The organism is Nostoc sp. LEGE 12447 (genome assembly GCF_015206985.1).
In the GTDB taxonomy this organism is placed as follows: Bacteria; Cyanobacteriota; Cyanobacteriia; order Cyanobacteriales; family Nostocaceae; genus Nostoc.
The window spans coordinates 102,934-121,570 of sequence record NZ_JADEXT010000017.1 but is presented as its reverse complement, the minus strand read 5'-3'; the positions used below and the strand labels follow the sequence as shown (position 1 = coordinate 121,570).

Annotated in this window: 21 protein-coding genes; 8 read left to right on the top strand and 13 right to left on the bottom strand. The window is 41.8% G+C overall.

Annotated features, from left to right (window positions below; all coding sequences use genetic code 11):
* Window positions 1-49 precede the first annotated feature (49 nt).
* Window positions 50-616, top strand: coding sequence for a hypothetical protein (locus IQ274_RS18645; protein WP_194143076.1), 567 nt, complete (start codon window positions 50-52; stop codon window positions 614-616).
* Window positions 617-657: 41 nt separating this feature from the next.
* Window positions 658-1,425 (top strand): ATP-binding cassette domain-containing protein, encoded by a 768-nt coding sequence (locus IQ274_RS18640; protein ID WP_228058245.1) that lies wholly within the window; start codon window positions 658-660, stop codon window positions 1,423-1,425.
* Window positions 1,426-1,520: 95 nt separating this feature from the next.
* Here IQ274_RS18640 and IQ274_RS18635 read toward each other — a convergent pair whose 3' ends face one another.
* Window positions 1,521-2,294, bottom strand: coding sequence for a response regulator transcription factor (locus IQ274_RS18635; protein ID WP_012410259.1), 774 nt, complete (start codon window positions 2,292-2,294; stop codon window positions 1,521-1,523).
* A 578-nt stretch (window positions 2,295-2,872) separates the two neighbouring features.
* On the opposite strand from IQ274_RS18635, the gene IQ274_RS18630 reads away from it, so the two are divergent.
* Window positions 2,873-3,121 (top strand): DUF6761 family protein, encoded by a 249-nt coding sequence (locus IQ274_RS18630; RefSeq protein ID WP_012410260.1) that lies wholly within the window; start codon window positions 2,873-2,875, stop codon window positions 3,119-3,121.
* A gap of 306 nt (window positions 3,122-3,427) precedes the next feature.
* Here IQ274_RS18630 and grxD read toward each other — a convergent pair whose 3' ends face one another.
* The 7 genes from grxD to IQ274_RS18595 all read right to left on the bottom strand — a co-directional run bounded on the left by grxD (window position 3,428) and on the right by IQ274_RS18595 (window position 8,246).
* Window positions 3,428-3,751 (bottom strand): Grx4 family monothiol glutaredoxin, encoded by a 324-nt coding sequence (grxD, locus tag IQ274_RS18625; protein ID WP_163928538.1) that lies wholly within the window; start codon window positions 3,749-3,751, stop codon window positions 3,428-3,430.
* 85 nt (window positions 3,752-3,836) lie between these two features.
* Entirely contained in the window at window positions 3,837-4,094 is a 258-nt protein-coding gene (locus IQ274_RS18620) for a BolA family protein (protein WP_069070136.1), read from the bottom strand.
* A 228-nt stretch (window positions 4,095-4,322) separates the two neighbouring features.
* Window positions 4,323-4,928, bottom strand: coding sequence for a hypothetical protein (locus IQ274_RS18615; RefSeq protein ID WP_114082793.1), 606 nt, complete (start codon window positions 4,926-4,928; stop codon window positions 4,323-4,325).
* A 553-nt stretch (window positions 4,929-5,481) separates the two neighbouring features.
* Window positions 5,482-6,240 (bottom strand): lysophospholipid acyltransferase family protein, encoded by a 759-nt coding sequence (locus tag IQ274_RS18610; RefSeq protein WP_190933713.1) that lies wholly within the window; start codon window positions 6,238-6,240, stop codon window positions 5,482-5,484.
* Window positions 6,241-6,353: 113 nt separating this feature from the next.
* Window positions 6,354-6,839, bottom strand: coding sequence for a tRNA adenosine(34) deaminase TadA (gene tadA / locus IQ274_RS18605; protein ID WP_185581306.1), 486 nt, complete (start codon window positions 6,837-6,839; stop codon window positions 6,354-6,356).
* Between the two features lie 472 nt (window positions 6,840-7,311).
* The gene (grxC, locus tag IQ274_RS18600; RefSeq protein ID WP_114082796.1) at window positions 7,312-7,626 is read right to left on the bottom strand and encodes a glutaredoxin 3; all 315 of its coding nucleotides are present in this window, start codon (window positions 7,624-7,626) and stop codon (window positions 7,312-7,314) included.
* Window positions 7,627-7,673: 47 nt separating this feature from the next.
* Complete coding sequence (locus IQ274_RS18595; RefSeq protein ID WP_194143075.1) at window positions 7,674-8,246, bottom strand: DUF981 family protein; 573 nt, start codon at window positions 8,244-8,246, stop codon at window positions 7,674-7,676.
* A 353-nt stretch (window positions 8,247-8,599) separates the two neighbouring features.
* On the opposite strand from IQ274_RS18595, the gene glpX reads away from it, so the two are divergent.
* Window positions 8,600-9,637 carry a class II fructose-bisphosphatase gene (glpX, locus tag IQ274_RS18590; protein ID WP_163928543.1) on the top strand — a complete coding sequence of 346 codons (1,038 nt, stop codon included), beginning with the start codon at window positions 8,600-8,602 and terminating at the stop codon, window positions 9,635-9,637.
* A gap of 232 nt (window positions 9,638-9,869) precedes the next feature.
* Window positions 9,870-11,156, top strand: coding sequence for a glutamyl-tRNA reductase (locus IQ274_RS18585; RefSeq protein WP_194143074.1), 1,287 nt, complete (start codon window positions 9,870-9,872; stop codon window positions 11,154-11,156).
* A gap of 213 nt (window positions 11,157-11,369) precedes the next feature.
* Here the strand turns inward: IQ274_RS18585 and IQ274_RS18580 are convergent, their stop codons facing one another.
* The 3 genes from IQ274_RS18580 to IQ274_RS18570 are packed head-to-tail and all read right to left on the bottom strand — an operon-like array spanning window position 11,370 to window position 13,633.
* A complete protein-coding gene (locus IQ274_RS18580; RefSeq protein ID WP_194143073.1) occupies window positions 11,370-12,152 on the bottom strand; it encodes an ABC transporter ATP-binding protein in 783 nt (260 codons plus the stop codon).
* Window positions 12,142-13,275: a branched-chain amino acid ABC transporter permease gene (locus IQ274_RS18575; RefSeq protein WP_114082803.1), complete on the bottom strand. Its 1,134-nt coding sequence runs from the start codon at window positions 13,273-13,275 to the stop codon at window positions 12,142-12,144. Before IQ274_RS18575 ends, IQ274_RS18580 begins: the two co-directional genes overlap by 11 nt.
* A 1-nt stretch (window position 13,276) precedes the next feature.
* Window positions 13,277-13,633: a hypothetical protein gene (locus IQ274_RS18570; RefSeq protein ID WP_194143087.1), complete on the bottom strand. Its 357-nt coding sequence runs from the start codon at window positions 13,631-13,633 to the stop codon at window positions 13,277-13,279.
* Here IQ274_RS18570 and IQ274_RS18565 point away from each other — a divergent pair.
* The 3 genes from IQ274_RS18565 (at window position 13,607) to IQ274_RS18555 (ending at window position 15,823) form a co-directional block, all read left to right on the top strand.
* Window positions 13,607-13,804 carry a hypothetical protein gene (locus IQ274_RS18565; RefSeq protein WP_114082804.1) on the top strand — a complete coding sequence of 66 codons (198 nt, stop codon included), beginning with the start codon at window positions 13,607-13,609 and terminating at the stop codon, window positions 13,802-13,804. The two genes, IQ274_RS18570 and IQ274_RS18565, sit on opposite strands and share 27 nt — an antisense overlap.
* A 62-nt stretch (window positions 13,805-13,866) precedes the next feature.
* On the top strand, window positions 13,867-14,124 hold the full coding sequence (locus IQ274_RS18560) for a hypothetical protein (RefSeq protein WP_012410276.1): 258 nt from the start codon (window positions 13,867-13,869) through the stop codon (window positions 14,122-14,124).
* 112 nt (window positions 14,125-14,236) lie between these two features.
* A complete protein-coding gene (locus tag IQ274_RS18555; protein WP_163928547.1) occupies window positions 14,237-15,823 on the top strand; it encodes a glucose-6-phosphate isomerase in 1,587 nt (528 codons plus the stop codon).
* A gap of 390 nt (window positions 15,824-16,213) precedes the next feature.
* Here IQ274_RS18555 and IQ274_RS18550 read toward each other — a convergent pair whose 3' ends face one another.
* Window positions 16,214-16,876 carry a Nif11-like leader peptide family natural product precursor gene (locus IQ274_RS18550; protein ID WP_194143072.1) on the bottom strand — a complete coding sequence of 221 codons (663 nt, stop codon included), beginning with the start codon at window positions 16,874-16,876 and terminating at the stop codon, window positions 16,214-16,216.
* A 366-nt stretch (window positions 16,877-17,242) separates the two neighbouring features.
* The gene (locus IQ274_RS18545; protein ID WP_194143071.1) at window positions 17,243-18,637 is read right to left on the bottom strand and encodes a DUF1802 family protein; all 1,395 of its coding nucleotides are present in this window, start codon (window positions 18,635-18,637) and stop codon (window positions 17,243-17,245) included.

The window sequence follows — 18,637 nt, the reverse complement described above, 5'->3', positions numbered from 1 at the left end:
CTAAGACATAGACCTACCCTACAATGAAGAAAAGCATTGTAATTAAGCCGTGACAGCAAACTCAGCCAATATCTCAGTTTCTATTTTTCGTCTGTCTCCTTTAATTCGGATAACGCTGCTGAGTCTATACATAGCACTCACAGTCCCATTACCCTTTTTATCCCAGGTAACAGCCGCACCCGTACCCCCAGAATTTTTGTGGATAGGGATTAGCATCAGTTTAGTTGCCTTGTACGCGATATTGACTGAACAAGTAATGGTAGATGACCAGGGAATTAAGGTTACTTACCCCGCCTGGGTGCCTCGATTTTTCCGTAAAGGCTGGTTTTTACCTTGGTCAGAGGTGAAAGAGTTAAAACCCCGCACCACTGGTCAAGGAGGACTAGTTTATTACTTCCTCAGCCAGGATGGGAAAGCTTATTTACTACCAATGCGTGTAGCTGGATTTGCCCGTTTTGTGCAAATTGTCCAAGCAAAGACGGGCATTGATACTACAGATGTTCGTCCTTTAGCACAGCCCTGGATGTACCTCATTTTACTAGGATTCACACTGCTGTTACTATTAGTCGATGGCTGGGCGATCGCTACAGCCTTAACTACTGCACAATTAACTTAAAATTGGGCATTGGTTATTTCTCCCCTATCTCCTCACTTCCCTTGAATAAGGTCATACTCAGGCTAGAGCAAGTTAATCTGTTTACAAAGCTGAAAACCCAACTTCCAGGCAATCAGAAAGGGTATCCCATATTGCGAGATATTGACTTGGAAGTATTTCAGGGCGAACGTATTGCCATTGTAGGGTCAGTAGGCGCTGGTAAAACTTCATTATTACGCCTCATCAACCGCCTAATTGAACCCACCAGTGGCAAAATCTATCTAGAAAATCAAGAATATCGCCAAATTCCTGTCATCCAGCTACGCCAGATGCTTGTACTGGTATTGCAAGAGTCAAAGCTGTTGGGGATGACAGCTGGGCAAGCTTTGGCTTATCCTTTAGTTTTGCGTAGTTTGCCCAAACAGACAATTCAGCAACAAGTCAGTTATTGGACAGAACAACTGCACATTCCCAATGAATGGTTAGGGCGAACTGAGGTACAACTTTCTGCTGGACAACGACAACTAGTAGCGATCGCTCGTGCCTTACTCATCCAGCCTAAAATATTATTATTAGACGAGCCAACCTCTGCCCTTGATGCTGGTACAGCTTCTCATCTAATGCAAGTCTTAAACCAGTTGAGTCAAACTCATCAAACCACGATTCTGATGGTAAATCACCAACTGGAACTTGCCCAAATGTTTTGTAATCGATTATTACACCTAGAACAAGGTCGTTTATCCGCAAATCAAACAGTCTCTGAGATAGACTGGCTTGAATTACGAGAAAGCTTAATTCAAGCAGAAGCTCAGGACGATTTTGGATTTTAGATTTTGGATTTTAGATTTTGAATTGGTTAGGAGACAGGAGTTAAGAGTCGTTATCTTACTTTCTCAATTCCCAATTCCCAATGCCCAATTCCCCATCACACTTGACTACTAGTAAGTGTTGAACGTTGATTATTAAATCTTTCTCTAGCTAACTTTGTTGTTTGTGATTGTGAAATATTGGTATTCAAAATTTCCATGTTAAAACGGTATCCTACATTGCGGATAGTTTGAATCAAGTTTGGTTGGCGAGGATCAAGTTCAACCTTTTTCCGCAGTGATAAAACGTGAGTATCAATGGTGCGAGGGTTATCGATAGCGTCGGGCCAAGCACGGCGCAGCAATTCCGACCTACTCAGAGGTACTCCTCCAGCTTGTGCCAAAACGTACAACAAACTGAATTCTTGGGGCGTTAAATCGATAAACTCCCCCTGGAAGCGGACACGGCGCTGAACTAAATCGATTTGCAAAGTCCCATAATCCAAATAAGCTGGCGCAGTAGGTGTGCGTTTCCGGCGAATCAGTGCCTCTACCCGTGCCAAAAACTCTTGCATCCCAAAAGGTTTGCTCAGATAATCATCTGCACCCGCTTTTAAACCTGCGACGATATCACCTTCACTGTTACGGGCAGATAGCATTAGGATTAGAGGCTGCTGCTGACGATGCAACCAACGACAAAACTCAATGCCATCACCATCAGGCAGGTCTGCATCCAATACTACCAGTGTTGGTTGATGGCTTAAAAATACTTCTCTTGCTTGATAAATACTGGCAGCTTGATGCACACGGTATTCCAGCTGTTGCAAGTGCCAACCCAACAACGACCTCAGATGGGGATTCCCCTCAATGATTTCTATACAAACCGAACCCACGGCGGCAAGACCCCTTAGCGTCTGATGACTTTCAAAGTAACAAGCCCATCTCTAAGGTTTTGTAGCCTTTGTTACTTCAACTGCTATTAGCTTTACATTTCCTCATAAAAAACGTGGCAATATCTTTAATTTATGCCTTGCAGATAGGGGATTAGAAATATTATTAAATTTTTATTAAATTTCTCAGCAGTGTTGTTAGACGTATCAAAAATTCTTGTAGCTTAACATTCTGCTTTTAATGGGTGTAATGTGGGAATATCTATAACCAATCAGCTAAACGTTAATACAACAGCTTTTCAACCTGATGGTAAAAGTAGATTTCTCCGCGAAATTACTGCCCTCATCCAGGAATATAACACCAATACAATTAGCCCATTGAATATGAAAATCAGACAAATAACTGAGCAGATAACTAGAATCGATGTTTTCTGGAATAGGATTAAAGTAGCTTGTAGCTGCTAGGGGTAGTACCCAAAGTAGATGTGTTGACTTTGAATTAATGCCAAAGTGAAATTACACTTCACATTTGAGCGTGAATCATTTACAATTCTCATTCCAAAGAGATTAATACAGCAGTTATGCTCCAAGACACACAAACCATCCGCTATTACCAAAGACTCACCGACGCCTTCGTCGAGTTATGGAATCGCGGTTATCGCACGGATGATATGCGGATGTATTTGGATGGATATCTAGCCGCACTGCGACATAGCAACGTTATTGAACCTTATCTGATTCATCGTCTAGAAGAGGAAGCCAGCCGCTACTTGTACGATGGGTCAAACTTTGCAGTGCCGCAACCACAGCCACAACCAGATTACTACTAAGTACCATTTACTTGGTCATTGATAGTAACCGTTAATTACCGCAGATGATTATAGCATATTATCTGTATTGGTCAACGGGTTGCCGTGGTGTGAGATTTTGGAGATATTGTATTGATTAAACGCATCCCCTCAGCCCTATATTGGTCTTGCCAATACGACTGAGGGGATTGTTGACTAAAACCTATTAAAAAGCCTTGAAAGGGGAGATAAATAGTGTCTCTCCTTTCAAGGGAATTAAAAATGGTACATTGTCTTGATAAAGAAGCGCAAATTGAGCGCATTCCCTCTAGTTTGCTTAGAGAGACATTAGGAAGCTAGTGCTACTTCTACCTTTTGCTGCAATTCACCTTTTTGGTAAAGTTCAATCAAGATATCAGAACCGCCAACAAATTCACCATTGATATACACTTGGGGAATTGTCGGCCAGTTAGAGTATTCTTTAATTCCTTGACGGATTTCAGAGTCTGAGAGAACATCAACTGTCTCGAAAGGAACTCCCAAGGTATTGAGAATCTGCACAACGTTGTTGGAGAAACCACATTGGGGCATTAACTTGTTTCCCTTCATAAAAACTAGAATTTTGTTCTGTTCTAACAAGTTATCAATTTTCTCTTTGAGTTCTGGTGTCATGGTATTTATGTTTCCTATGTTGCATTCAACGATGATGACTGAGGAGTTAAAAATTTTATAACTTCTAACTCCTATACTCCTAACTTTAGGAACTTGCTGTAGCTTGCCAAGCTTCGGGAGTGTATGTTTTTACCGCCAAGGCATGAATCGCTTCAGTTGACATAGCTTGACCCAACGCACCATAAACTAACTGGTGCTGTTGCACTAGTCCTTTACCTGCAAAGTGCGATGAAACTACTGTCACTTGATAGTGGTCGCCGCCACCAGTCAAGTCTTGCACCTGAACCTGTGCGTCTGGCAGTTCCGCCTTGATCATTGCCTCAACCTGCTGCGGACTAATCATCGCAATTCCTGAAAAAACTTACTTTTCTATTATTAACAGATATGGAGTAAATGCCCGTGCCAACTTCAGGTTTTGGCAAGGCTGTAGATAAACCCACCTCTGAGGTGTATTTTTGAGAACGCTCAGGTTTTGGCTACGGCAGATAGCTCTATCCTAGCACTGCGGCGTTCCCAAGCTACTGGTTAGGGAGATAAGGGAGATGGGAAAAAGAGGCAACAAAAATTTAATTTATTTTTTTGGGGATGAGGAAGATGAAGTACCACCTTCTCTGGGATAGGGAGAATCAACAAAACCCAACTCAAACAACTGTTTATAGGCTTTCTTGCCTAAATCTCGTGTCGGGTTTTGACTCTTAATTATTTGAACCAACAACGGCACAGCTAATTCTGGCTGATTTTGGGCGCGATGTACCAATGCTAGCTGAAAGGTGGCTTCATCCCGCTTTTGGGCTGTTAATAGAGCTTTTTGACGTTGAGAATCAGAAACTCTGTTGTCAATTCCCGAAAAGCTAGAATTTAACTCTTGATAAAAATTAGATAGCTGATTATAAACCTGACGTGCTTCTTGTAGCTTTTTAGCAGCTAAGGTGTAGTTTTGAGCAGAAACAGCTTGTTCTGCATCTTTTACTAAGCGATCGCCACCTTCAATGCTCAAAAGGCTGTTACTTTGGGTTATGGGGCGCAGATTATTAGGATCGTTGGGGTCAATGGGTTGTGGGCTATTAGTGCCTGGTGACTGTGATACCTGAGCATTCACAGGTGATAGCAGGCTGAGGACTGCTATGACTGATAAAAGGGTACGGTGCATCAAGGTAACAGCGGCAGCAGTGTTCATGGGATCAATTAGTGCGACAACTATATAAAAAGTTATGGAAACTTCGGGTATCTTAACTCTGTTTTGGTTTTGGGCAAAGCAAAGTTACATCCTAAGTATCTCTGATTTAGGACTGAAAATCGCTTTAATAGAGTTCCCATTGCCCTTGTATAGTAACTAACTTAAATCTTCGTGATGAGCGATACTACGGTGGGCTGGGTTAACACGTTAATTACTCTGATTTTCCAATCATCGGTTTACTCGCAACCACCTTGTAACTATCTAACTCAAGTAGCAAAAATGTTTCTTCTAAAGCAATTCAATAGTTTGCAGACAATTATTAGCTATTTACTCAAAAAAATGCCAATTTGGCTAAATATCCTGTCAATAGGGAGTAATCTATATATGTATACATCCTCTAAGCTTGCAAAATAGTACTAAATTTGTAGTGACTTAATTCAGGATGGATATAGCTAGTTAGCAATTAGTGTGAAATATTGAAAACGTGCAGTTTCTTAATCATGCACGGTCAATGGTTAAGAGGCAGTATTGGAACTTTTGCCTTTTGACAAAATCAAGAATTAGTAATTTCTGCAAATGCGTGATTAGTAATTTTTGTTTCTTGATGACTTAATTGTTGCAGTGCCTTTCCTAAATCAGTTGTGATGCTTTTGGCATCGTGTTTTATACAACCACTCATGTAATCCGCTACTCTGATTGGGGAGCCAATGTCAATACTGACATCTGTACCCCAATTTGGATAAGGTTGGCTGTAATTAATACCTATGGGTATAATTTTCACTCCCAGCCCAGAATGACTAGATTCAGCACTCAAAGCAAGACGAGCAATTCCCGGCTTCAACTGGTGAACTTGGCCATCACGAAAAATATTACCTTCTGGAAAAATTACCAGGGTTTTTTTCTGTTGAAGTAGCTCAACTCCATGTCGCAGTGTGCGGATTGACGGATGCTTAGAATTTACAGGAAACCCCCCCAAACGTTTGACAAACCAGCCTTGTAAACCTTGGCATTCGTCAATTGTCACCATAAACCGCAGGTCTTGTTCTCTGCGACAATCAGCAGTCGCGTAGGGTACAAGTAATGCATCCCAACGTGCCCGATGAGTAGGCGCGAGGATAATAGGCCCAGTTGTAGGGATATTTTTTTGTCCGGTTATTCTAATTTGTCCAAAGAATAATGGTAATAGGCAGTGACGACCTAATAAATATGCCAGAGGACTTAACCAAGGAGAAACCCTTGAGGTAGTACCAGCTACCTGATGATTTGCTGGTGGGCGCTGGCAGGGATCGGATGAAGAGTAAAATTCCATCATGACGGATGCAGCTGATTGACGGGTAAAAATTTAACGAAAAGCCTGATTAGTTACACCGTAGATTCTCTTGCGTGACTTGTGTCGTACTAGATGGACAGTTTTACCTCTGTCCGTTAGTTTACCTTACGCCGCCTAGTAGCAAACCAAGCCTGTAATTGTTGACGACAAGCTGACTCTAGAATGCCTCCAATGACTTGGAGACGGTGATTAGAAGCAGCACTATCGGGTATGTTAATAACTGTACGTATTGCGCCAGTTTTTGTATCGTCTACTCCATATACAAGTTGTCCGACACGCGCTTGCAAAATAGCACCTGCACACATCGGACACGGTTCAAGAGTTACGTAGAGGGTACATTCATTAAGATGCCAATTCTGTAAAGTTGTTGCAGCTGTCTTGAGAGCAAGAATTTCCGCATGGGCGGTAGGGTCTTTGTCGCGTTCTTTTCTGTTTTCTCCTTGTGCCAGCAATTTGCCTGTTGAATCAATGATAACAGCACCTACGGGAACCTCACCTGCATCACCTGCTGCTTTTGCTAATTCTAAGGCACAATTCATCCATTGTTGATGTATAAGATATTCTGTGTATTTAGTTAGCATATTCTTAATCAATATAAAAATTTTAAAATTATGCTCGCCTTTGGACTGGCAAGATAATGTAACAAGAAATGGGCGGTTAGAAACCGCGTCTACACAAACAAAACCCACCTCCGTGGGTTAGTTAAAAAGCCTTAATTTCCCGTTAGTCCGAGGAGGCGGTCTACCCTGTGGATTCGCCAATGCAGGGTGGTTTCATACGAAAAAAGAAAAATATATAAGTTTTTATTTCTTGTTTTGTGGCATGGCTTTTTACCCCTCTCGAAACCTCTCCCCAAAACGGAGAGAGGCTTTGAAACCCGGTTTTAGTTTTTCTCTGGTTGTATGAAACTACCCTACCCTGTGGATTCCCAATGGGTACGTTTGTATAGCCGCGTTCGCGTAGCGTGCCGGAGGCTCTATTCCATTCGCTTTGGCTTAAGTTAATACCAATGAACAGCTGCTGTGTGGCCCTAGGTTAGGACTAATTTGATTTCTAAATAGCGACTTGGGCTAAAAGGGGATCGAGTTGGCTTTGTGTGTCTAGCTGATAGAGGTCATCGCAGCCACCAATGTGCTGGTTATTAATAAAAATTTGCGGTACGGTACGTCGACCGTTAGCGCGTTCTGCCATTTTAGCTCTGGCTGCTTCATCACCGTCGATTTTATATTCAGTAAAATTTACACCTTTCCACCACAGCAGTATCTTGGCACGAATGCAGTAAGGGCAAGTTTGCCAGGTGTAAAGCTCGACGTTGGCTTTGACTCGCTCTGGATGGCGATTTAATAAGGGATTAAGAAAGTCCAACATATTGTCTTAAGCAAGATTTTAACTATGTCTCTAGCCTAGATCATTGCTTACCGCATCGGCGCTGGAACCCACTTTTGAAAACCCTCTAAATGATTCCAGTAAGCCAAATATCCAGTTAATGCCCAAATTAGAGCGGCTACTATTAGCACTGCTACGCCAATTAGCCGCCAAGTTCGATTGGTTTTCCAGTAGAGGGTTGGCGCTGCAAGAATACCACCTAAGCCAGTTAAAATAAAGCCGATTCCCGATAAAAGCGGTTGCTTAGTCAAATTCATGTTGATGATGCGGAAACCCACTACGATCGCAACTAGACCAGCAAAGAAGCCGTAAATTGCTATTGTCGATAAATCCCAACCTTGAGCAAGAGAAACCGCAGCCGCAACAAACAAGATTCCAAATAAGACACTTGTTTCACCGAAAGCAATATTAAAGCTACCAATAACTGGCCAAGTGAAACTCATGTGTAAACCAGTTGTGAGTGCGATCGCGCCTGTAATCCCGAAACCGGGAATCCACTGCCTTTGATTAGAGCTATCTATACCACGATATACGTAGTCAGCCAGTAGAAATAACCCAGCTACCATATTGATTAACATTAGAGTGATGTAGTCGATAAACACGATTAACCTCTTAATTTGACAAGATATTTACTCTGTGCATCGTTTTTCAGTTTTTAGTGAATCGACTAGCTTTCTTCTTTGTTATTTTATACCTCAAGATAGACCTGAATAAAAGCAACATTATGGATCTACACTGCTAAATATTTGTACCAGTTCTTAAGTTAGTAACTTTTAAACAGGTTTTATACTGGAGTTGTAGGAGTGAAAAATTAGGATGTCTTAACTGGCACTTTTCTAACGAGTTAGCAGTAAAACTTAACTTTCTTCCACGTGTATCCGCCCTTTGGTAGACTTGAAAACTGAAATAGGCAGATAAAACGACGCAAATTCAAGCAGCTGAGAGGGCAAACTCTGTGGAAAATACACTTGGTTTAGAGATTATTGAAGTAGTAGAGCAAGCCGCGATCGCATCTGCAAAGTGGATGGGCAAAGGCGAAAAAAACATCGCTGACCAGGTAGCTGTGGAAGCTATGCGGGAGCGGATGAATAAAATCCACATGCGCGGTCGCATTGTGATTGGGGAAGGCGAACGTGACGACGCGCCTATGCTATACATCGGGGAAGAAGTTGGTATCTGTACCCAACCAAATGCCGAAAGTGTCTGTAACCCTGATGAATTAATTGAAATTGATATCGCTGTTGACCCCTGTGAAGGTACCAACTTGGTAGCTTATGGACAACCTGGTTCGATGGCTGTCTTGGCAATTTCTGAAAAGGGTGGATTATTTGCTGCTCCTGACTTTTACATGAAGAAGTTAGCAGCACCCCCCGCAGCTAAGGGCAAGGTAGACATCAACAAGTCAGCAACAGAAAACCTCAAGATTCTTTCTGAGTGTCTAGATCGGAGTATTGAAGAACTTGTGATCGTAGTCATGAAGCGCGAACGCCACAACGATTTAATTAAGGAAATCCGTGAGGCTGGAGCGAGAGTCGCCCTAATTTCAGACGGTGATGTGGGTGCAGCGATTAGCTGCGGTTTTGCTGGAACCAATATCCACGCTCTGATGGGTATTGGTGCGGCTCCTGAAGGCGTAATCTCAGCAGCAGCAATGCGTGCTTTGGGTGGACACTTCCAAGGTCAACTGATCTACGATCCAGCTGTAGTCAAAACAGGTCTGATTGGAGAAAGCAGAGAAGCCAACATCGAGCGCTTAAAGTCTATGAATATTAATGACCCCGATAAGGTCTATGATGCTCATGAACTGGCATCTGGTAAAACTATTCTGTTCGCAGCTAGCGGCATTACCAGTGGTAATCTCATGCAAGGTGTACGTTTCTTCAAAGACGGTGCAAGAACTCAAAGCTTGGTAATTTCTAACCAATCCAAAACTGCTCGATTTGTTGATACAATTCACTTGTTTGGTGAACCAAAAGTTCTCCAATTGAACTAATTTTTAGGGAATGGGGAATGGTAAAAGTAGAGTTAAAGTATTTGGAAAGAAATGTTTCTATAAAACGGAAAAATCATCACCAAAATGCTTTACCTTTACAGTAGTTAGTAGTTAGTAGTTAGTGATTAATGGTTGGTTGGAAAACTATCAACCAATAAACAAAAGTTCCCCATTCCCTATTCTTACTTAATACCAGATTGCCAACTACCAACTAGTAACTACAATTTAGCAAATGAATATAGCAGTGGTGGGGTTAAGCCATAAAACAGCCCCAGTAGAAGTCCGGGAAAAACTGAGCATTCCAGAACCACAAATTGAAAGTGCGATCGCTCAACTGGCCAGCTATCCCCATATTGACGAAGTTGCAATTCTTAGCACTTGTAATCGCCTGGAAATCTACATTGTTACCAGTGAAGCAGACCAAGGTATCCGAGAGATAACTCAGTTTCTTGCAGAATATAGTAAGTTACCCGTGCTTTCTCTGCGACAGCACCTATTTATGCTGCTACATGATGATGCAGTGATGCATGTTATGCGGGTAGCAGGTGGTTTAGATAGTCTGGTACTCGGAGAAGGTCAAATTCTGGCTCAGGTGAAAACTACTCACAAACTGGGGCAGCAATATAACGGTATAAAAACCATTTTGAATCGATTATTTAAACAAGCGCTGACAGCTGGGAAGCGGGTTCGCACTGAAACTAGTATTGGTACTGGCGCTGTCTCTATCAGTTCGGCAGCTGTAGAGTTAGCGCAGATAAAAGTGGCAAATTTAGCAGCTTGCCGAGTGGTAATTTTAGGCGCTGGTAAAATGTCGCGGCTGCTGGTGCAACACCTAATTTCTAAAGGTGCTGTAGAAATTAGTATTGTAAATCGCTCTCGCGATCGCGCCCTAGAATTAACAAAGCAGTTCCCTCAACAACCGATCAATATTCATCCACTATCGGAAATGATGGCAGTAATTGCCGATAGTGATTTGGTGTTTACAAGTACTTCTGCTACAGAGCCAATACTTGACCGTGCCAAATTGGAAATGGTTTTAGAAGTTCAGCGCTCTCTAATGTTATTTGATATTTCTGTGCCGCGTAATGTTCATGCGGATGTCAATGAACTAGAAAATGTGCAGGCCTTTAATGTGGATGATTTGAAGGCTGTAGTGGCGCAAAACTACGAAAGCCGTCGGAAGATTGCACAGGAAGCCGAGCGACTTTTAGAGGAAGAAGTGGAAGCTTTTGATATTTGGTGGCGCAGTTTAGAAACTGTTACCACTATTAGCTGTCTGCGAAATAAAGTTGAAACCATCCGCGAACAAGAGTTAGAAAAAGCTTTATCAAGATTGGGTTCGGAATTCGCTGAAAAACATCAAGAGGTGATTGAGGCATTAACACGGGGAATTGTCAATAAAATTTTACATGACCCGATGGTACAGTTGCGATCGCAGCAAGATGTTGAAGCTAGACGGCGCTGTATGCAAACCCTGCAAATGCTGTTCAACCTGGATGCAGGGGAGCAGTTTAGTTAAATTTAACAACAAAATCCCCAAGTTCTTTGAGAAGTTGGGGATTTGAACTTTTCAATTAGATATAGGACTTACGCAAGAACTCTCTAAAACTCTTATTTCTCAGCGTTCTCTGTGCCTCTGCGGTTTAAAAAATTAATTTATTTAACCACAGAGGCGAAAAGAACATATAACAAATCCGTAAAGAGGAATTTATTGTCCAAAACATTTGATAAATTATTTTCCCAAATAAGCTTCTAGAACTTTGGGATTGCTTTGAATTTCTGCGGGTGTACCGTCAGCTAAATTCTGTCCTTCGGCAAGCACCCAAACACGATCGCACAAGGACATAATCACATCCATATTGTGTTCAATAATCAGAAAGGTCATCCCGTCTTGGCGATTCCAAGTGATAATGCGATCGCAAATATCATCAATCAGTTTTGGATTCACCCCAGCAGCCGGTTCATCCAACAAAATTAACTTGGGATTAGTCATTAACGCCCGTCCCATTTCCAGCAGCTTACGTTGTCCACCAGACAAGCAACCAGCATAATCGTGTGCTTTTTTTGCCAAGCCCACCGATTCTAACAAGAACATTGCTCGCTCTTGTAGTTGCTTTTCTTCCTTAGCGACAACGTGCGGTTGCAACTGCACCTGCCAAAAATTCTCACCCGTTTGTTTTTGCGCCGCCAGCAGCATATTTTCTAACACCGACAACCGCGAGAGAGTCCGTGCAACCTGAAAGGTGCGGATTACTCCCTGTTGGGCGATTTGATATGGTTGCAAATTGTGAATGGGTTCGCCGTCAAAAATTACTCGTCCTTTATCGGGGCGAATGAAGTTTGAGAGTAAGTTAAATAAAGTGGTTTTACCAGCACCATTGGGGCCAATCAAGCCCGTAATGCTGCCTTTAGCAACTTCGATTTTCGCCTCATTAACTGCTTTGACACCACCAAAGCTTTTAGAAAGTCCAGTGGCTACCAAAAGAGGAAGTGGCGATGACTGGTTATTTACCAAGGGTAAGTTCCTCCTTTTTCCCTAAGATACCTTGAGGTCGCCAAATCATCAGTATCATCAAAATTAGTCCGATTACCATAATCCGAAATGCGCCCAAACGGGCTTCATCAAGGGGGACAATTCTGGGTAAGACTTCCCGCGTTAGCGCATCGTAAGCAAAGAAAATTACCGCACCTAAGATTGTGCCAACATTATTCCCAGAACCGCCTAAAATCACCATAATCCAAGTGTCAAAGGTAATCTGTGGTTGAAAATTATCAGGGTAAATGGCGCTGAGTTGCCAAGCGAAGAAAGCACCAGCGATACCCGCGATCGCACCCCCTAACATGAGAGATTGTAATTTATACCAAAAGACATTTTTTCCCAGCGCCTTGGGAATTTCTTCATCTTCACGGATGGCTTTGAGAATTCTACCCCAAGGCGATCGCACCAAAATTTCTAAGCGCCAGTATACAAGTGCTAAAACCAACAGCAACACCAGCATCAAACCCGCTTTTGGGTTGTAATTATACAGTCCAATTACCCCAGAAATATAAATTGCTGTTGCCAAAACTGCTAATATAATTCCCACAACCAAGCGCGACAAAAATTCTTGCTTGCTAGTTGTCCTTTTACCTAAATCAGTAGTCCGAGATATTTGGGTGGTACGAATCCATTGCCATAACGTAAAAAAAGTTACGGCAGCTAGTAGCGTTAACAACCCAATCATCACTAATCTGACAAACAAATTCGGCTCTGTGGATAGGGGTATGGAATAACTTTGCACACCAAACGCCCCAGAAACCCAGGTATCACCCACAGGTAAATCCTGATTATTTACCACCAAACGAATTAATTCACCCGTACCAATGGTGACAATTCCTAAATAATCTTCCCGTAAGCGTAGAGTTGCAAAACCAATTATCAAACCCAACAAGGCGGCGACAATTGCCCCAGCTACTGCCGATATAAATAGGGGCACGCCCTTTAAACTTAACAATACCGTTGTATACGCTCCAAGGGTCATGAAAGCAATATGACCAAAGTTAATTAACCCTGTAAAGCCCCACTGTAAATTGAGTCCCAGTCCGAATAAAGCAAAAAGTGCTGTAGAAATTGCTAAGAAAATAAGATAGTCAACCATATTAAATAGTTATTTTGGCATTGGGAATTGGGAATTGGGAATTGGGAATTGGGAATTGGGAATTGGGAATTGGGAATTGGGAATTGGGAATTGAGAATTGGGAATTGAGAATTGAGAATTGGGAATTGTTATTTTCATTTTCCTTGTCCCCTTTGTCTCCCCCTGCTTCCCCTGCCTCCCCTGCCCCTCTGCCCCTCTGCCCCCCTGCCTCTTCACTGGGCGAATAAATTTTAGCGTAGCTTGAGCATAGTGCTACATTGCCGTTAACCTTTGCTAATTTTGTGGGAATAATATTTACTGTTGGTGTTGGGTTGTAGGTAAAAATTGGCCTATGAATTTGCTGAGGCTGAGAATGCATCACTTAATCGAGCAGTTAGGTGATGACGATTTGCAAGACATTTGGAACGTTCTGGAAGGTTTATATTATGACTTTTATATGCTCAAAGCGATACAACAAGTTAAGCGAGCGCAGCAACCGTGGGATATCTTAACCCATGAAGAAGCGGTACGACTGTTGATGTTTTTCTGATTCAGCAGCGCTTTCTTTTCTTGTGCCAGTGGCCCCTCAAGTTTTGGTTAAGGTAAAGCCTAGTGAGTCTAGAAATGCGCTATGCAAGGTCTTTTTTGCTAGACCTGAAAAATTTAGAACCTGCTGCTTACGAGCGGGTGCATGATTTTGTCTTTGTTGAGTTAGCCCAAAAGTGGCAACTGAGCGATCTAAAAGAACTACGACAGCTTGATGGTGAAGGCATTTTTCACCGTTTCACACTGGATAATTACCTGATTGGTATAGAAATCAGGGGTGAAATTGTGAAATTTCTGCGTGTCATTCCTATGCCAGATGTTTAAAGTGAAGAGTTAAGGGAACACTTAAAACTGTAAACTGTATAAGGCTAGGCAGGGATCGCTATAACCTTACACTAAACTGGTTTTTGAAAAACACTTTATTTGAGATTTCCCTATGGATGCTAGGGCACTTTGGCAACGATACCAAAACTGGTTATATTTCCACGAGGGATTGGGACTGTACTTAGACATAAGTCGAATGCGGTTCGATGATGCCTTCGTGGAATCGTTGCAGCCGAAGTTTGACAAGGCGTTTGCGGATATGGCTGAACTGGAGAAGGGTGCGATCGCAAATCCCGACGAGAACCGCATGGTTGGACACTACTGGCTGCGAAATCCTGATTTAGCGCCAACTCCAGAACTTACACAAGAAATTGTCCAAACCCTAGAACAAATCGAAGCTTTTGCGGAAAAAGTCCAAACAGGTGCTATTCATCCTCCCAGAGCAAGCCGCTTCACGGATATTATCTCCATTGGCATTGGTGGTTCCGCCCTCGGCCCCCAATTCGTCGCAGAAGCTCTCGCTCCTGATTTCCCACCTCTGAAACTTCACTTTATCGATAACAACGATCCGGCAGGTATCGATCGCGTCATCAATCATCTCCGAAATAGCCTCGCCAGCACTTTGGTATTGGTGATTTCCAAATCTGGGGGAACACCGGAACCCCGCAACGGTATGATTGAGGTTAAAAAAGCTTACGCCGGACATAATTTGGAATTTGCTCAATATGCGGTAGCAATTACCAGCGTTGACAGCAACCTCGATAAACTAGCCAAAGATGAAGGTTGGTTGGCCAGATTTCCCATGTATGACTGGGTAGGAGGACGTACATCAGAAATGTCTGCTGTGGGGCTAGTACCAGCCGCATTACAGGGCATTGATGTTCGCGCCATCCTAGATGGTGCAAAAGAAATGGATGACGCTACCCGCGTCCCAGATGTGAAAAATAACCCAGCAGCCTTGCTAGCTTTATCTTGGTACTTTGCTGGCAATGGAAAGGGCGAAAAAGATATGGTTGTCTTACCTTACAAAGACAGCTTATTTTTATTCAGTCGCTATTTGCAACAGCTGGTGATGGAATCTTTGGGCAAAGAAAAGGACTTAGACGGTAACGTTGTCCATCAAGGCATCGCCGTTTATGGCAATAAAGGCTCAACAGATCAACACGCTTACGTTCAGCAGTTGCGTGAGGGTGTAGCGAATTTCTTTGCTACCTTCGTTGAAGTGTTGGAAGATCGTCAGGGCCCATCCACTGAAATAGATCCGGGAGTTACATCAGGCGATTATCTTTCTGGTTTTCTCCAAGGAACCCGACAAGCGCTTTATGAAAATCACCGCGATTCAATTACAGTTACCATTCCCCAAGTTAACCCCCGAACTGTAGGGGCATTAATAGCTTTGTATGAACGTGCTGTTGGTTTATACGCTAGCCTGGTTAACGTCAACGCCTACCATCAGCCAGGGGTAGAAGCTGGCAAAAAAGCTGCTGCCTCCATTCTCGATTTGCAAACACGAGTGGTAGCAGTGCTGCAAAAAGAAAAAACTCCCATTTCTCTTGACGAACTCGCCGAGAAAGCTGGCGCATCAGACCAAGTTGAGGCAATTTACAAGATTTTGCGTCATATCCATGCCAATCAGCGAGGTGTGGTTTTGCAAGGTGATCTTCAGAAACCCGGCAGTTTAACCGTTTCTGCTAGCTGATAGCTCTAGTTTAAATATCACATTTTGTCCCTAATTGTTGTATCAGCAACAATTTTTGATTGTGAAGCATCCTAGATAAAAGTTTTATCTAGGATGCTTTGCTGTATAGTTTGTAACTTACAATTCCTAGTTAAGTTTTATAAGTTTAATTTAAATTTTTGAATTTTGACGCAGCTATGTTGAGAGACTCAGAGGTTGTTTGAAAAGTATTTCATTGTGACTTTAGGCACTTTATATCCCCGTCCCCTTTTTTAAGGGGGATTTAGAGGGATCTAAAACTTTCGATACCGACAAAAAGACTTTTCAAACATCCTCTCAAGATGCCCAGCTTTTTATAAAAATCGAGCATCTTTTTGTTCGTAACTCCTGCACGGATTACTATATACATCATTACGAATTAATACTTACCAAAAGGCGTTGATTAAGATAGCTTTTGGGTAGAAAACAGCGATCGAGTAAAAAAGGATTATTGGCATCTCCAAATAATATATTACCCGGCTTCTCTCGATGACAGAATGGTGGCACAATTCCCCAGTCTTCTGCTAGCCAAATCCAGTACCCTATGTCAATTCTGCCGTAGTTTGAACCTGTGAGAATCTCCCCAACACTGTTGTTGATAGATACTATTTCTGGCGATGATTTGATTTCAATTAATAGCCAAGCTAACTCTTCTACAGAAAAGGAATAGCCATTATCAGCAGCTATGTTGACGAACTGCTGCGGATTTTTCGCTATGAGCAATTCTTCTTTGAGAGATGGCGTTTTTTGTGCAAAATCAAAAAGATCCCAAATCTGTCTTCTTGTAACTAGAAACCACGCAAGTTCTTCTGCCGTCAAATTATGACCATTGTCTTTTGCTAACTTAAGAAATGGCTCAAGGCTATCGGTTTCTGCTAGTTGACTTTTCAATTGGAAAGTTTGCTCTACTAAAGACAAAAAATCAATAATCTTTTGCCATACAACTTTGTTACAAGTTTTGTTAACTTTTATTTGTTCTTTCCAATAAATGTATTTATCTTCTTTAAGAAAGAAATTCCAAATTTGATAATACATGGGTCATCTCACCTAAGTCTTAAACTTGCTACAGGTTGGTTATTAATGAACACCAGTGTAGTAAGTATAATGTATTTCTTCGACAGTACTAAATCCGTTATCTCATGTAAATGAAATTACACAGTATCTAAGTGTGAAATTTATGTAAAGTTTGTCACCATAAATAAAATATACTGAGAGAAAGATGACAATATCTGCGGCGGGTTGTGCGATCGCTCTTTATTGAGATTTATAAAAATAAAGTTAAGTCAATAGGTAGTATTAATTATTCATAAATGAATTAACCGCAAAACAACTTGCACTTCAGTTACTTTGAAACGAACCGCAGAGACGCAGAAAGAAGAAAAGAAATATATTTTGCTGTTTTTAGTTAATAGCTAAATCACGGAGGAAGTAAAAGTGATTGCCATTCCAATCACTACCTTTAATTCGCCCTAAATAGCCTGTTAAGGGTGAGGAAAGTTCAATCAGTAAATCGTGAACTACTTCATCATTTAGCCGGGGATTATGAGTAGCATTGTAATGAACACGAATTTCTGTAACGGTGAAACTCGGATGTGTAGCTTTTGCAGTTTCGTTGTCTTGTTCAGAGAGTTGTTTAACTGCTGTGATTATCTGCGATCGCAGACTCATCTCTTTATAAACTTGGTCAATGTATTTTTCTACTTCCTCATCAGATTGACCTGCTTTTAAATATTCTTTTAGCTTAAATAAGTCTACTGAGTTGCGATGGTTGCTTTGCAATTTAACTAACTTCTCAAGCGTTTCTGGATTAATGATAGCCATACCTTGTATTTTTGCAGCGTCTTGTAGTTGAGTTGTTGGTTCACCAGGGCCAATAATTAATTTAGCAGCCTGATTAAAAAGGTCTGGTCGGCGTAGCATTCCCAAATTCAATAGTTGCACTGCGGTATCATTGGGAATCTTTCTACCTGCTTTGCATTCACCAAATAATGGGTATGGTTTGGAACAAAATAAATCTAAACCACCCGCACCGCCTTTGTGAGCATAGTCAATCGTAAATCCCAGTAGTTCTAAGCTATCACGCACTACATTTTCAAAATCTGTACCAGCTTGATAGTTGCTTTTTTTCTCCTCTAACTCGATACTGCGATCGCCCAATTTTGCAATATCATTTATCCAAGCTAAATCTGGATTGGGTTGTTTAATGAGTTTGCCACTACTCCAACCTAAAAATACTTTGATATCGTCGTCTAATAGTTTGGCTGCTGGTTGGCTAATGCTTAGGGATGCGATCGCACTCTGCAATTCTTCCAATTCATGATGTAGCGGGGGTTCTAGCTTTTCTAATTGGCGTTTGCGTTGGGCGAAGGTGCGATCGTTTATTACTGGGTTGGCTTCAGAAACCGTTAGAGAATTAAGTAAACTAACAAATTTCCCTAGCTTTTCCTGAATGTTGGGATTGACTGATATTTCTTGTAACTGAGGTAACTGATAGACGCGTAAGTAAGCCAGGAAAAGATACTGTTGTTTTTGTAGTATCTCCTTTAATACTTTTGGTGTCCATATTGTTAATTTAGACAAAATATCTAATGGCTTAGTCTCGTCTAAAATTTGGCAAAGTTCACATTTAGCCCAAGCTTTTATTGAACCTGAAGAGTCAGCAGGATAAAGTGCAAATCTCTGCCCAGGACGAATAAACATCTTGGGTAGAGCTGCAATTGTCCGCCCATGTATTAAGGCTTCAATATCAGGGACGGGTAAACACAGTGCTGTTGGAATGGAAAACTGCTGATTCAT